Here is a 13,843-nt window from a genome sequence, read left to right on the forward strand (position 1 = left end):
CGAGCGGACACACTTTTTGTCACTTAACCCACAATGATCAGTACTGCGACGGAACCAAAGCCGGTGAATATTTCGGTGAGAGCGGGCATAAGTGCATATTTTAGACAATAAAAAACGGACCCAATCCAATCCCCTTGGTGGGGAAGGACTGAGTCCGTTTTACGCTGTTATCGCATGTATCGTCATGCGGCCAGCGCGTAAATAAGGCCTTTCGGCGGGTATTCGAATGATCGGCTCCCGCCGACCAGCCATCTTTAGCGGCTGGTGAACGGCAGGAGTGCCATCTCGCGGGCGTTCTTCACAGCGGTAGCGACCTGGCGCTGCTGCTGCGGAGTCAGACCGGTGACGCGGCGGGAACGAATCTTGCCACGGTCAGAGATGAACTGGCGGAGCAGGTTAATGTCCTTGTAATCAACCTTCTCAACGCCTGCGGCCTTGAGCGGGTTCTTCTTCGGGCGGCGGGACTGCTCCATCCGCGCCTTCTTGTTAGAGTGATTGCGCTTCATTGGTGCTCCTCGACTTACCAGCTGGACTTACGGACGCCCGGGAGTTCGCCACGGTGGGCCATCTCACGAACGCGGACACGGGACAGACCGAACTTGCGGAGGTAGCCGCGCGGGCGACCATCTGCAGCGTCACGGTTGCGGACGCGAATCGGGGACGCGTCACGCGGCTGACGGTTCAGCTCGTACTGTGCGTCCATGCGCTCTTCGTCAGTGGAGTGCGGGGACTTGATGATGCGCTTCAGTTCAGCGCGACGTTCTGCATAACGAGCGACGATTTCCTTGCGCTGCTCGTTCTTGGCAATCTTGGACTTCTTAGCCATGAATTAGCGCTCCTCGCGGAATTCGACGTGCTTGCGGACAACCGGATCGTACTTCTTAATGGTGATACGGTCCGGGGTATTGCGCTTGTTCTTACGGGTCACGTAGGTGTAACCGGTGCCCGCAGTGGACTTCAGCTTGATGATTGGACGAATGTCATTACGTGCCATTTTTTAGATCTTCTCCCCACGTGCACGAATCTGAGCAACAACAGCCTCGATACCGTACTTGTCGATGGTCTTCAGACCCTTCGGGGACACATTCAGAGTGATGTGACGCCCCTCAGAGGCGAGGTAGAACTTCTTACGCTGCACGTTGGGGTTCCAACGGCGCGACGTGCGCCGGTGGGAGTGGGACACGGTCTTGCCGAAAGACGGCTTGCGTCCCGTAACCTGGCAAATCGCCGACATAGGGATTCCTTTGCTTCCTTGCCGCCCAATGCCGACATCACTGGTGCGCCACGCCGGACTATTGAATAACCGAGGAATCCACCTGGCCTTTTCCGGGGCGCTGCCCACTGACACTCGACGCTGAGCGCGTAAACGAATAACTAGACAACAGCGAGAGAACAGTTTACACACGAGTTGCGGGATAACCTAATCGCTGTTCCACTGTGGTTTTCTCGGTGCGACTCTCGAGTGTCGTCATAGAGTTCGTGCTTGTCGACGGGCGTTAGTGCAGGGCCCTTTTTTAATTTTCGGGCTCGAGCCTGTAATATTCCATCGAGTGTCACATGCCGGTTTATAGAAATATTGACCCGGTGCGTGTCATTGTAAGTCGTGTTCGTACCCAACTCAGGCACGATTCTCTCACTCTTAGCTGGGGGAAAGCGACCTGAAGTTCAATCCTGAGGGAAACGAGAATTAATGAAGAAGGACATCCATCCTGATTACCACCCGGTGGTTTTCAAGGACGCAGGCACGGGTCACTCTTTCCTTACCCGTTCCACCGCCACCTCCGACCGCACTGTCGAGTGGGAAGACGGTAACGAGTACCCGCTGATCGTCGTTGACGTCACCAGCGAGTCGCACCCGTTCTGGACCGGTGCTCAGCGTGTCATGGACACCGCTGGTCGCGTCGAGAAGTTCCAGCGCCGTTACGGTAACCGCATTCGCCGCGCGAAGAAGAACTAAGAATAGGAGGGGAATAAGAAAATGGCAGTACCAAAGCGTCGCATGTCGCGTGCTAACACCCGCGCTCGCCGTTCCCAGTGGAAGAGCAACAACGTCGCTCTCCAGGAAGTCAAGGTAAACGGTCGCGTCTACAACGTTCCTCGTCGCATCGCCAAGGCTGTTCAGCTCGGCCTGGTTGACGTCGAGAAGTTCTAACGCGCATCTTTTAGGATGCTGACAACGTTCCTCGCTGAACCGAAGAGCGCTTCGAGCGCCCAGAGCGCGTTCAGTGTGTAAGGAACAGTTGATAAAGAGCTTTTTAAACCTCACCCCATCGCTTGTACTCGGCGATGGGGTGAGGTTTTTCAGTTCTATGGCCAGGTTTTATGGGAGCACTCTCACGAAGAATCTGTGTCACATTTACACTCACCTTATATTTTCAAGGCACAATGGGCAGTATGAAGATTTTGGTAGTTGATGACGATCAAGCGGTACGCGAAGCGTTGCGGCGATCGTTGACTTTTAATGGCTACACGGTCGAGCTCGCCGAGGATGGCGCAGAGGCCTTGGAAAAGATTGCCAAGGATCGTCCGGATTTGGCCATTTTGGATGTCATGATGCCGAAGCTGGACGGCCTGGATGTTTGCCGTCGGCTGCGCAGCGAAGGCGATGATCTGCCGGTCATGATGTTGACTGCACGTGATTCGGTCTCCGAGCGCGTAGCTGGTCTTGATGCCGGCGCAGATGACTACCTGCCCAAGCCGTTCGCATTGGAAGAGCTGCTCGCTCGTGTCCGTTCGCTACTTCGTCGTTCTGCTTTGGAAGTGCCTGCGATGGAGGATGCCGCAACTCTGCAGTTTGAGGATCTCTCCTTGGACCCGGAAACTCGTGAGGTCTTCCGCGGTGAACGCCGCATTAGCCTCACTCGTACAGAATTTGCGCTGCTGGAATTGCTGATGAGCAACCCGCGGCGTGTACTCTCCCGTACCGCCATCTTGGAGGATGTCTGGGGCTATGACTTCCCGACGTCCGGCAATGCGCTGGAGGTCTACATTGGTTACCTGCGTCGTAAGACTGAGGCAGAGGGAGAGCCGCGTCTGATTCACACCGTTCGTGGTGTCGGTTATGTGATGCGGGAGACCGCACCGTGATGTTGCGCCGTCGTCGTTCGACCGGCGGTGGCGTGCAATCAAATCAGCGTTCTGCCACGGAGGTCAATCCGGGGCAAGGTACCGTCGGTAAGCAAGAGAAGTCCGCGAATACTGAGACGATGGCAGGGGAATCGCTTCCCGGCCTGCCGCGGAGCTCGCGTATCCCTTCGCTGCGTTGGCGGCTGACTATTCTGACAGCGCTCATTGTGGCGATGTCGGTGGGGCTGATGACGCTGGCTGCATTTTTTACTGTGCAGGCAGCGCTATACCGCGAGGTGGACAGTAACCTCCGTAGCCAGGCGGAAAAGCTGCTGATGTCACCGTACGCTTCGGAGTTTGCCATTGGCCCCTCCTTTGAAGCGGACTCGAACAGGATTCTGAACCCCGATTTGGACGCGGTGTACTTTGCCCACGGCAGTGTGGCGGGCAAAGGCGGTGGCTCAATCTCTATTGGTGGCCCCGAACTTGCGGTGTTGCGGGGGAATCGACAGGAATCGATTCGCACCGATGAGTACAACGGCCGTCGTGTATACGCCGTCCGCTCCGAAGACGGTGCGACGCTGATCCTTTCGCAGGATCTGAGCTCGACGCAGTCGGTCTTGAAAGCGCTCAGTGCAGTGCTGCTGAGTATCTCTGCTATCGGAATCCTCTTCGCAATCGGATCAGGTATTACGGTGGCAACAACGGGTCTGCGCCCGGTCACTCGGCTGCGCATTGCTGCGGAGCGGGTGACGGAAACCGACGAGCTGCGCCCAATCCCTGTGGAGGGCGACGATGAGCTTGCGCGCTTCACCCGCAGCTTCAATGAGATGTTGGCTGCACTTCAAGCGTCGCGCATTAAGCAGGCGGAGCTGGTTGCAGATGCTGGTCATGAGTTGAAGACTCCGCTGACGTCGTTACGCACAAATATTGAACTGCTGATGATGGCCTCCCGTTCGGGAGCGGCAATCTCGGATGAGGATCGCGCGGATCTGGAAGCTGACGTCATCGCACAGCTGGAAGAGCTGTCGACGCTGGTCGGTGACCTGGTTGATCTGGCACGCGAAGATGGCCCGCAACAGGTTATTGAGCATGTCGATGTCGACGAAATCATTTCCACGTCGCTGGCGCGTGTTGAGCGTCGTCGTCCGGACATTACTTTCGATGTGCAGACAGCTCCGTGGTATGTCTACGGGGATTCGGCGGGTCTTGGTCGCGCAGTTTTGAACTTGATGGACAATGCTGCAAAGTGGTCGCCAGAAAATGGCACCGTGCGGGTTCGTCTGACGCCGCTCAGCGAGGTTGTTGCTGAATTCACGGTGGCGGACTCGGGGCCAGGTATCCCGAAGGAAGATCGAGACAAGGTCTTCGAGCGTTTCTACCGTTCCATTCAGTCGCGGTCGATGCCTGGATCCGGCCTGGGCTTGGCCATTGTGAAGTCGGTCATCGTCCGCCACGGGGGTACGATTACTGCCGATGAGTCCGATGATGGCGGTGCCTTGATGAGAGTAACGCTGCCGGGCAGTCCGCACAGCGGAAAAGGTGACGACTCCGATTCCGCTCAAGAGCCTAGCTAGAAACGCATAACCCCACGTCAAAGCTGATGTAATCCTCGCTGCGCGCAGCCTTTTAAGGAAGTGCGTGGCGGGGATTCGGTGTTTCATTCGGGGAATTTTCGGCGAGACTGCAGACTGCTCTCAGCCAATTGTTAGACAGACAGTGCAAGGTATTACGTATGAGCAACTCTTTCAACGATTCCTCGCGAGGAGATGAGCGGGGACACTACTCCTCGCAATCTCACAACTTCAGCGAGAACCGTGCCATGGGGGATGCTGGTGAGACAAACCAGTTTTCTGTCAATGAGCGCGGCTGGGAGAATTCCCACTACAACACCATCCCGTCTCAGCCGAACGGCGCTTACGGAGGCGGTTCAGAGTGGGACGTTGCGGCCAATCAGCAGAAGACCAAGGGTGCCCAGGGGGCTAAGGGCATGGGGGCGCTGGCAGTCGCTGCCCTGATGCTGTGCTCGGCCGGTATCGGTGGCGGTGTCGGCGCATGGGTAGTTCACAACTCGCAGTCGTCGGCCCCCGCGGACAACGCGCTGGATAAGCCTGCGGAAACCCGTCAGGTAGCAGCAGCTGAGGGGTCCGTGGAGAAGGTCGCGCAGAAGGTCCTTCCCAGTGTCGTCTCCATCACCACTGTCTCGGAGCGGGGCACGGCGTCGGGGTCAGGCTCCATTCTGTCGTCCGACGGTCTGGTGCTGACGAATAATCACGTCGTTGCAGGCGCGGGTCCGGACGCACATATGGAAGTCCTGCTTTCCGACGGCACCACGCACCCGGCAACTCTGGTTGCAGGGGATGCGGCTACGGATATTGCCGTTATTCGAATTGAAGGTGTTAACGGGCTGCGACCAATCTCGCTGGGCAACTCCTCGCAGGTTCAGGTTGGCCAGGAAGTGGTGGCCGTTGGTTCGCCACTGGGACTGACCTCCACTGTTACGCAGGGCATTGTCTCCGCTAAGAACCGTCCGGTGACCGCCGCTGGTGAAGACGGTCAGTCCTCGGTCATTGATGCAATCCAGACCGATGCGGCGATTAATCCGGGTAACTCCGGCGGAGCGCTAGTGGACATGGAAGGCAACCTCATCGGTGTGCCCAGCGTGATTGCCTCTAACAGTGAGGCATCGGAACAGGCGGGCAGCATTGGCCTTGGTTTCGCAATTCCGGTTAATCAGGCTCGTCGCATAGCGGAAGACCTGATCGATTCCGGCAAGGCGCGGATGCCTGTCATTGGTGCCCAGATCGATTCGCGTCCGATTGCACGTGGTGCACTGGTGCGAGAAGTAACGCCAGGTGGCCCAGCTGATAAGGCGGGTCTGAAAGATGGTGACCTGATTACCAAGGTTGATGACCGCACACTTGACAACGGCGTTGCACTAATTGCGGCTATTCGGTCGCATCGGATCGGGGATTCTGTCACACTTACAGTTACAGATGAGCGAGGCGGCAACGAGCGAACGGTCGATGTCACCTTGGCAGAAGCCCAGGATTGATAGGCAGCGTGGTGGAGTTAGTACCTCACCATCTGTAGAAGAGTTTTCGAGTGAAACTTCGAGTGAAAAGCTGTGGGAGAAAGCGAGATAGAGCAGATGAGCGAAACCGTGAGTACTGAGCCAAGTGACGTCAACCTCGCTGAGATGGAGCGTCTTATCAACGACGACGGCCAGGTCCGAAATGCGTTCGTTGTCCTCGTGGGGGACCATTTCGAGAACCCGGATGGTGCGGCTTCGCTCATGGTTGAGCTGTTGGAAGAAGACGGCTACTCGGTCGATGCCGTGGTCAGCACTGGTGCAGTCAAGCGTGAGATCCGGAAGGCTCTAGATACCGCTGTTGTCGGTGGCGCAGATTTGGTCGTCACGGTGGGCGGTGTTGGAGTTGGTCCTCGTGCGAAGACTCCGGATGCCACTCGCAAGGTTCTTGATGTGCGGCTGCAGGGCATCGAGCAGGCTATTCGTAACTCCGGTATGGGAGCTGGCGCCTTGGATGCGGGGCTGTCCCGCGGTTTGGCCGGTGTGTCCGGTCAGACAGTGATTGTCAATCTCGCGGAGTCTCGCGCTGCAGTGCGCGATGGCATGGCGACAATTCTCCCGCTGGTCTCACATGTGCTTGATGACCTCTGCCGCTGGAGCGTCTAGGAATGGGCGACGCCAAACATCCCAATCAGCCCGAGCAAGAGCAAGAGCAAGCCGCGCCGCGCAGTGGCAGCCGTAGGCAACGTCGTCGCGCAGGTGCACCGGCGAAAAACTTTGCCCAGTCACGCAGTGCGAAAACCGCGCGCACAGTGCACTATCACGATGAATCCCCGGAGGATGCTCGTGATTTTGATGTGGACTATTGGATAAAACAGCGCCCACCCCATTGGGGATGAGCGCTGTGTAAAAGCATTAGTTCGCTTCTTATCGGAAGCCTGCAACTAGCAGCTAGAGGCTAGTTCAGTTCCGTCTTCGGCTTGCCGTTCTGCTCAGCCAGCAGGTCACGAATCTCAGTCAGCAGGTCAGCCTCGGTGACCTCCGGCTCAGCGGAGGTCTCCAGACGAGCCTCACGCATCGCGTTGAACTTGTTCATCGGAGCAACGATGACGAAGTAGACAACCGCTGCGACCAGCAGGAAGTTGATGACTGCGGTGATGACAGCTGCGAAGTCAAGGTAGGTCGACGGGTTGCCGCTGATGATTTCGAAGCCAAGGCCAGTGACCTCTGCGCCACCGATGGTGTTCAGCAGCGGCTCGAGCAGGCTGTCGGTGAAAGCAGTGACGATTGCGGTGAACGCAGCACCGATGACAACACCGACCGCCAGGTCGATGACGTTGCCGCGCATGATGAACTCTTTAAAGCCCTTAAGCATAGGAAATTTCCTTCTGTAGAAACGGAACAAACCAAACGAGACCTGTGAGTCATCGTGTTGCTCATGGCAGGCCCATACGATTTTGAGAAACGGGGCAGTGCGATATCAGGCAGTGCCACTCTTCTTCGCTCTAATCGTAGTTTTGAATTGCCTGGCCATTGTATCCCCGCACTAAGTTGTGGGACAAGTCAACTTTCTGCGAAAAACACTGTTCAGGACCATAAAATCTTTGAACCAGTGAGATTTTGGTCACTAACCCGCGAGTAACAGTGTGAGCGGAGATGCTAGCGATGTCGCAGCCACCACCTCCGCGGCGCCGGTGGGCAGAGCGACCAAGACCACCTCATCGTCGACGATGTTGACCACCCTTGCCCCGTGTGCAAGCGGCGCCGCCACCCCGCGCTCATCCGCTGTCGACACAATATCCACGCTGTCACCAGTGCGAAGAGCGGACACAATGCCCGCATCAGTCAACGTGATGGCAATAATTTTGCTTTCCGACGTCCCCGTCAGCGACTTGGCAAGTGACGGGCCGACCATTCGCTGCTCTGTAATTATCTCTCTCGGTGACATGCCGGTGGCCAGGGTGCGTCCCCGCACAGAGGCGATGTCCGTTACGGCTCCACCGGGAACGAGCTCCCGGGGAATGTCCTTGAAAGCCACATCTTGTTCTGCCACCGATGCGCCAGCGGCAATGGATTTGGCGCTAACCACTACCCGAATATGGCCGCTGCGGGGTGTCAATGACTCCACCGCCGCCAGGCCGACTGCGCATAGGAAAACAGTGAGGGCAACCATCCGCCGAATAGTTGTGGGGCGGAGCTTTCGGAATGGACGCGGAAACCGGGACGAATATTTTGGGCTCATATTAAGTTAGGCGCGAAAATCCCGGAATCGGTTCCATTAAATCTGTGAAATCCCCGCTGGCGTGATCACATAATCGGCAGGAATGTCGTGCTCATCGTAGGCAAGCTCCGTGCGCAATTCGGTGTTGAAAACTGCAACAGCGATGGCCGCAGCTCTCACCCCATCCGTATCACTGTCGCGTCGAGCGAAAACCAAGCTGCGATCGTAGTAACCAGCGCCACGCCCTAACCGCATCCCGGTTGCGGGGTCGGCCGCAACTGCCGGCAGGATAATGGCGTCGGCAACACCCAGCTCAGCTGGGCCAGCAGAGTCTTCCACCGAAACAGGTTCCAAGAGTCCAAATCGGCCCTTGTGGAAGCTGCCGTTGTAGTAACCCCAGTGCAGCGGTTGTGGTGGACCGGGCGGGCAGACGGGAAGCAGAATTCGTGCTCCGGGAACCGCGTTGGCCAGAGCTTCCACAAAGCCCTGGCCGGGCTCACCACCAGTCGAACTAGAAACGCTTGCGCCGGGTTCGTCGCCAGCGGGGACATAGGCGGCAATGATGGGTTTTGCGAGGTCGCCGACGGTATTGGATAACCATTCTTGCAACCGCTGTACCAGTGCTTCGTCGTCAAGCATGCGCTCACGCTGCCCCTTGGCGGCGCGTGCGGCGAGTACCTCGTGCCGTGTGCGGGCTTTGAAATCAGACGTGGTTTCGGGAAGCGGAGCCATACCTGCAAACCTACTCTGTCAGGTAGGGGAGCGACCTCTGTCGTCAGCGCAGGAGAAAATTTCTGATTAATGCGTTGAAAAAGCGGGGTCAGCCTCCGAGCAAATGGAAGTTATATAGGTATCGTTGCCATTATGGTCTCATCGTCTAAAGAGTCTGGTTCGGACATGACTACTCCGGTTCGAACTGTCATCGTTCCTGCCGCGGGCATGGGTACGCGATTCTTGCCTGCCACCAAGACAGTGCCGAAAGAATTGCTGCCCGTAGTTGATACGCCGGGCATCGAGATGATTGCTGAAGAGGCCGCCGCCACTGGTGCGCAACGCCTGGCTATTGTCACAGCGCCGAGTAAGGATGGCGTGCTTGGGCACTTCGACCCGCGCCCGGACCTTGAGCAGACTCTCGCCGAGCGCGGCAAGGACAAAATTGCAGCGAAGGTACGCCGCGCCACCGAGGTCATTCGCGTGGAATCCGTTGTTCAAGATCGACCGCTGGGCCTGGGGCATGCGGTGTTGGTCGCAGAGCCGCTGCTCGAAGACGATGAGGACAGCGTTGCTGTCATGCTTCCCGACGATCTCGTGCTCCCAGTGGGCGTGATGGATCGGATGACGGAAGTGCGCGAGCGCTTTGGTGGTTCGGTGCTGTGTGCGCTGGAAATTCCTCACGAAGAGGTCTACAACTACGGTGTCTTCGATATCGAGGACGCTACCCCGGCGGAGTCTGGTGAGCTCGGTGCAGACGCAGCCGACGCTGATGCCTGGGACGATGTGAAGCGAGTCAAGGGCATGGTGGAAAAGCCGGATTCTGCGGATGCTCCATCCAACTTCGTTGCAGTCGGACGTTACTTGCTCGATCGCGCCATCTTCGATGCGCTGCGCCGCATCCCGCGCGGTAAGGGCGGCGAGTACCAGCTCACCGATGCAATTGAGTTGCTGATTCAAGAGGGGCATCCGGTTCATGTGGTCGTTCACAAGGGGTTCCGCCATGACCTGGGAAATCCTGGTGGCTTCATTCGTGCTTGCGTAGACTTTGGACTCAGGCATCCGGACTACGGCGAGGGGCTGCGCGACTACATGCAGCAGCGTCTGGCGCAGGATGAACAGGCTTAAAGCCTTTTTTATAGAGGCTTGTACTGAGAAGCTGAATAGCCATAAAGCGCACCGCGGGTTGGTGCCGAGGAAGGTAAAACATGCGTTCTGTGGAAGAACAGTTGGCGGCAATCACCGCACACGCTGTGATGCCTGATCCTGTGCGCGTTGCTATTTCGGAATCCCTCGGCATGCTGTGCGCTGAGGATGTCATCGCTGAGCAGCCGTTACCGGGATTCGTGCAGTCAGCAATCGATGGTTATGCGGTGCGCGCTGTCGATATCGTCGGCGAATCTGGTTCTTTACCTCCGGATGCGCGTCAGAGTGATGTTAATTTTCGCGAGGTCGAGCTGCCTGTTGTCGGTGAGGTGACAGCCGGCTCTCACCACCCGATGCGTCTCCAGCCGAAGCAGGCCGTGCGCGTACAAACTGGTGCGCCGCTGCCATCGCTTGCCGACGCTGTCGTGCCCCTAAACTGGACCGACCGCGGTGGCCGTCGAGTTAATGTTCTCCATCCGGTCTACTCCGGTGACTTTGTGCGGAAGGTCGGCGACGACGTGCAGCCGGGTGACGTGGCGGTGTCCTTGGACTCGGTAATTTCGCCGTCGCAGGTTGGATTGTTGGCAGCAGTGGGGCGTTCGAAGGTTTTGGTGCACCCCAAGCCGCGTATGTCCGTGATTTCCATTGGTAATGAGTTGGTCGATGTTGACCGCACGCCAGGCCTCGGTCAGGTCTACGACGTCAACTCCTACGCGTTGGCAGCAGCCGGCCGCGATGCTGGGGCCGAGGTGCACCGAGTGGGTATTGCCACCGGTGAGCCCCGTCGCATTCGGGAAATCATCGAGGGCCAGCTCATTCGCAGTGAGCTTTTGGTCATCACGGGGGCTGTCGGCGGTGCCGCGGGTGAGCAGATTCGCCGTGTGCTGGCTGAATTGGGCGAGGTTGATGTCTCCCGCATCGCTATGCATCCTGGCTCGGTCCAGGGCTTTGGTCTCCTGGGAGATGACAAGATTCCAACGTTCCTGCTGCCGTCGAACCCGGTCGGCGCATTGGTCGTTTTTGAGGTTATGGTTCGTCCCCTCATTCGACTGGCGCTAGGTAAGCGCAATCCTCGCCGCCGTGCTGTCACAGCTCGTGCTGTCGGCCCGATCGAGTCGGCGGAGAAGCGTCGCGGGTATATCCGTGGCCAGCTCATGCGTGACCGTGAGACCGGCGAATACATGGTGCAGCCGCTGGGAGGTTCCGGCGGTGCGCAAGCCCACCTATTGGCCGGTATGTCGGAAGCCAACAGCCTCATCGTGATTCCGGAAGACGTGCTCCACGTGCGTCCGGGAGATGTAGTTGACGTGCTGTTCATGGCGCGCCAGGCCTAACCGCACCCAACTACCGCGAGTATCGTTGCCGTGCGTACTTCTCGTCTAGTAACCAGTGGCGGCCGAGTCCGCCTGCGTGTGCCAGAGCGCTCTGATGCCCCTGCATGGCGGGCACTGCGGCTGCGCGACGAGCCCATTTTGCGCCCCGTGGAGCCAACCCTCGCCGACGACTGGGATAATGCCCACAGGGCTTCTGTTTTCCGCCGTAACCTGCGCAGTTGGCGTCGTTCAGAGGCTGCGGGAGACATGATTGTCTCCACCATTGAGGTAGACGGCCAGTTCGCCGGCATGCTCACACTCGGCGGTATTACGCCTTTCCCCGTCGCTCACGCCTGGATCGGTTACTGGGTCGGCAGCGGCTTTACATGTGGAGGAGTCGCCACTGCTGCAGTGGCGTTGGCATCGGATTATGCCAAGAGAGTTGGCGTCCACCGAATTGAAGCGACTGTGTTGGATAGCAATGTCCCGTCGATACGCGTACTGGAAAACTGTGGTTTCGAGTACGAAGGCGTGGCGCGGGAAGCTTTCCATATGGATGGCGCGTGGCGCGATCATCTGACCTATGCGCGGGTGGGGGAGGACAGTGCAGTGGATCTCATCGTGGCGAGTGGTCGTGCGCAATATGAAGAGGCGGAGAAATACCCACCGCAACGGCGCGCCTGAGTAGTCTGAGTAACGCACGCCGATAGGGTGATGACAACTCTACTATTGGGCGAATTCGCTCTAGATACGCTGACTGCCTTCGCAAATGCCTCTGTGGAAGGGCATGTGGGCGGCGTATGTGGGCCGGGGAGAGACGGCGAAACCCCGGGCGAAATCGCAAGGAGACGCAAAATATGTCAACTTCACTGTTGCTGATACTCATCGTTGTACTGTGGCTGTTTGTGCTGGCCCCGCTGGTGGTCAATACGCGCAAGCCGATTCGTCGTACCTCTGATGCGCTTGGTAAGACCCGCGTGCTGCATCGTGGTGGCGAGGAGTTGGCCACGACGCGCCGTCGTCCGTCTTTTAAGGAGTCGGACGTGCGCGTGACCGAGGAAGTTGACGATTCTCTCGAAACCGTTGACGCGCAGGTTGACGATGACTTTGATGTCAGCGACGTGCTTATCGACGACACCGTGGACGAGGCGGCCGACCCGGCCGTCGTCGACGGCGATATCGTCTACGAGCTGGAAGCGGCAGATGCAGAGGAGGAGACCCCGCAGGCGGATGATTCCGCTACCGAGGAAGCCACTGCTGAGTTCTCTGACCGCTCTGACATGGACGTGTCCGATAGTGAGTCTGCAGACCAGTCGCTGCAGGCTGTCGTTGATGACGAGGAGACTGAATCTGATTCCGCCGTCGCCTCCGCCGAAGGTGATGTGGTTCGCGCAGATGAGTCCTCTTCCGATGTGAGCGTTGACGTTCGCCGTCAATTCGTCGACGCTGATGATTTGATGTTCGAAGATGCCGCTGAATCTGAGGCCGAGCCTGATTCCGGTGCGGCGGCCGAGACTGTGTCTGCTGACGTAGAAGCTGTGTCTGCTGACGCTTTGTCTGAAACTGAAGAGGCAGCAGACACCGTAGACGAGCAGGCAGAACTCGATGCGACCGTCGAGAACGACAGTGACCACGCTGTCGAGTCCACCGATGACGCAGTCGCTGTCGATGACACCTTGACCGAGGATGATTACGCGTTCGCTGAGAAGCGCCGTGGTCGCGGTGGGTTCGATCCGATTTCGGATGCCCAGTACGCTGAGACTCGCTTTGCTCGCCGCCGCCGTTCTGTTGCTGGGCTGGCAGCGTTCATCGCAGTCACGGTCATCATCGCTGCTTTCGCCGGTGGTTGGACCTGGTGGATTCCACTGGTCGGCGTCGGCTTGATGACCCTGTACCTGGTCAACCTGCGCCGCACCGTGCGTGCAGAGCAGGAACTGCGGGCTCGCCGAATTCGCCGTATGAAGATGGCCCGCCTCGGTGTACGTAACCGTGAGGATGATGAGCTGGGAATTCCACAGCGATTGCGCCGTCCCGGCGCGGTAGTAGTCGAGCTTGATGATGAGGACCCGGATTTCGCAGATCTGGCCTACACTGACTACCGCTTTGATGACGACGATTACGACGAAATGCCGCAGGCTCGCGTGAGCTAGTCCTGTGAGCTGAGCCGTAGAACAACCTTAAAGTTGTCTGAGCACGTCAGCGCGATTTTTTGTTAGAAACTCGGCCTGTTACGATGTCACTACCTAAGACATGACACACCGGGTGTGTTTGGCGGAAGGCTTCTCCCGAGGGGTTGGGAGAAGTCTTTTTGCATGTTAAAGTCGCTGGCCTTTCGCTGCCGCAGTGCTACCGTGC

General features: G+C 58.0%; 17 protein-coding genes. 10 read left to right on the forward strand and 7 right to left on the reverse strand.

Annotation, left to right across the window (positions count from 1 at the left end):
* Window positions 1-254: 254 nt before the first annotated feature.
* Genes rpsR through rpmB form a run of 4 tightly spaced genes read right to left on the reverse strand, consistent with a single transcriptional unit; the run spans window position 255 to window position 1,234 of the window.
* Window positions 255-506: a 30S ribosomal protein S18 gene (gene rpsR / locus HMPREF2849_RS10195; protein WP_005511410.1), complete on the reverse strand. Its 252-nt coding sequence runs from the start codon at window positions 504-506 to the stop codon at window positions 255-257.
* 14 nt (window positions 507-520) lie between these two features.
* Window positions 521-826 (reverse strand): 30S ribosomal protein S14, encoded by a 306-nt coding sequence (rpsN, locus tag HMPREF2849_RS10200; RefSeq protein ID WP_005511414.1) that lies wholly within the window; start codon window positions 824-826, stop codon window positions 521-523.
* A gap of 3 nt (window positions 827-829) precedes the next feature.
* A complete protein-coding gene (rpmG, locus tag HMPREF2849_RS10205; protein ID WP_005511413.1) occupies window positions 830-994 on the reverse strand; it encodes a 50S ribosomal protein L33 in 165 nt (54 codons plus the stop codon).
* A gap of 3 nt (window positions 995-997) precedes the next feature.
* The gene (gene rpmB / locus HMPREF2849_RS10210) at window positions 998-1,234 is read right to left on the reverse strand and encodes a 50S ribosomal protein L28 (RefSeq protein WP_016423274.1); all 237 of its coding nucleotides are present in this window, start codon (window positions 1,232-1,234) and stop codon (window positions 998-1,000) included.
* A gap of 456 nt (window positions 1,235-1,690) precedes the next feature.
* Between rpmB and HMPREF2849_RS10215 the strand changes: the two genes are divergently transcribed.
* The 6 genes from HMPREF2849_RS10215 (at window position 1,691) to HMPREF2849_RS10240 (ending at window position 6,763) form a co-directional block, all read left to right on the forward strand.
* Window positions 1,691-1,957: a type B 50S ribosomal protein L31 gene (locus tag HMPREF2849_RS10215; protein ID WP_005511390.1), complete on the forward strand. Its 267-nt coding sequence runs from the start codon at window positions 1,691-1,693 to the stop codon at window positions 1,955-1,957.
* A 21-nt stretch (window positions 1,958-1,978) separates the two neighbouring features.
* On the forward strand, window positions 1,979-2,152 hold the full coding sequence (gene rpmF, locus HMPREF2849_RS10220) for a 50S ribosomal protein L32 (RefSeq protein WP_005511439.1): 174 nt from the start codon (window positions 1,979-1,981) through the stop codon (window positions 2,150-2,152).
* A 242-nt stretch (window positions 2,153-2,394) separates the two neighbouring features.
* The gene (locus HMPREF2849_RS10225) at window positions 2,395-3,087 is read left to right on the forward strand and encodes a response regulator transcription factor (RefSeq protein WP_005511429.1); all 693 of its coding nucleotides are present in this window, start codon (window positions 2,395-2,397) and stop codon (window positions 3,085-3,087) included.
* On the forward strand, window positions 3,087-4,643 hold the full coding sequence (locus HMPREF2849_RS10230) for a sensor histidine kinase (protein WP_049189711.1): 1,557 nt from the start codon (window positions 3,087-3,089) through the stop codon (window positions 4,641-4,643). The genes HMPREF2849_RS10225 and HMPREF2849_RS10230 overlap by 1 nt, the downstream gene beginning before the upstream one ends.
* Window positions 4,644-4,801: 158 nt before the next feature.
* Window positions 4,802-6,121, forward strand: coding sequence for a S1C family serine protease (locus tag HMPREF2849_RS10235; RefSeq protein ID WP_070545938.1), 1,320 nt, complete (start codon window positions 4,802-4,804; stop codon window positions 6,119-6,121).
* 96 nt (window positions 6,122-6,217) lie between these two features.
* Window positions 6,218-6,763 (forward strand): MogA/MoaB family molybdenum cofactor biosynthesis protein, encoded by a 546-nt coding sequence (locus HMPREF2849_RS10240; RefSeq protein ID WP_016423270.1) that lies wholly within the window; start codon window positions 6,218-6,220, stop codon window positions 6,761-6,763.
* A 292-nt stretch (window positions 6,764-7,055) separates the two neighbouring features.
* Here HMPREF2849_RS10240 and mscL read toward each other — a convergent pair whose 3' ends face one another.
* The 3 genes from mscL to HMPREF2849_RS10255 all read right to left on the reverse strand — a co-directional run bounded on the left by mscL (window position 7,056) and on the right by HMPREF2849_RS10255 (window position 9,050).
* Entirely contained in the window at window positions 7,056-7,472 is a 417-nt protein-coding gene (gene mscL / locus HMPREF2849_RS10245; RefSeq protein ID WP_016423268.1) for a large-conductance mechanosensitive channel protein MscL, read from the reverse strand.
* A gap of 252 nt (window positions 7,473-7,724) precedes the next feature.
* Complete coding sequence (locus tag HMPREF2849_RS10250) at window positions 7,725-8,270, reverse strand: SAF domain-containing protein (RefSeq protein WP_224433571.1); 546 nt, start codon at window positions 8,268-8,270, stop codon at window positions 7,725-7,727.
* A gap of 105 nt (window positions 8,271-8,375) precedes the next feature.
* The gene (locus tag HMPREF2849_RS10255; RefSeq protein ID WP_070862951.1) at window positions 8,376-9,050 is read right to left on the reverse strand and encodes a 5-formyltetrahydrofolate cyclo-ligase; all 675 of its coding nucleotides are present in this window, start codon (window positions 9,048-9,050) and stop codon (window positions 8,376-8,378) included.
* Between the two features lie 132 nt (window positions 9,051-9,182).
* Here HMPREF2849_RS10255 and HMPREF2849_RS10260 point away from each other — a divergent pair, with 132 nt between their 5' ends.
* From HMPREF2849_RS10260 to glpR, 4 genes are all read left to right on the forward strand, one after another.
* Window positions 9,183-10,157: a UTP--glucose-1-phosphate uridylyltransferase gene (locus HMPREF2849_RS10260; RefSeq protein WP_070862952.1), complete on the forward strand. Its 975-nt coding sequence runs from the start codon at window positions 9,183-9,185 to the stop codon at window positions 10,155-10,157.
* Between the two features lie 80 nt (window positions 10,158-10,237).
* A complete protein-coding gene (gene glp / locus HMPREF2849_RS10265; protein ID WP_070862953.1) occupies window positions 10,238-11,509 on the forward strand; it encodes a molybdotransferase-like divisome protein Glp in 1,272 nt (423 codons plus the stop codon).
* A gap of 30 nt (window positions 11,510-11,539) precedes the next feature.
* Complete coding sequence (locus tag HMPREF2849_RS10270; protein WP_049171292.1) at window positions 11,540-12,172, forward strand: GNAT family N-acetyltransferase; 633 nt, start codon at window positions 11,540-11,542, stop codon at window positions 12,170-12,172.
* Window positions 12,173-12,345: 173 nt separating this feature from the next.
* Window positions 12,346-13,638, forward strand: coding sequence for a divisome protein SepX/GlpR (glpR, locus tag HMPREF2849_RS10275; protein WP_070605164.1), 1,293 nt, complete (start codon window positions 12,346-12,348; stop codon window positions 13,636-13,638).
* Window positions 13,639-13,843 lie beyond the last annotated feature (205 nt).

Source organism: Corynebacterium sp. HMSC073B01 (assembly GCF_001838255.1).
GTDB lineage: Bacteria > Actinomycetota > Actinomycetes > Mycobacteriales > Mycobacteriaceae > Corynebacterium > Corynebacterium jeikeium_D.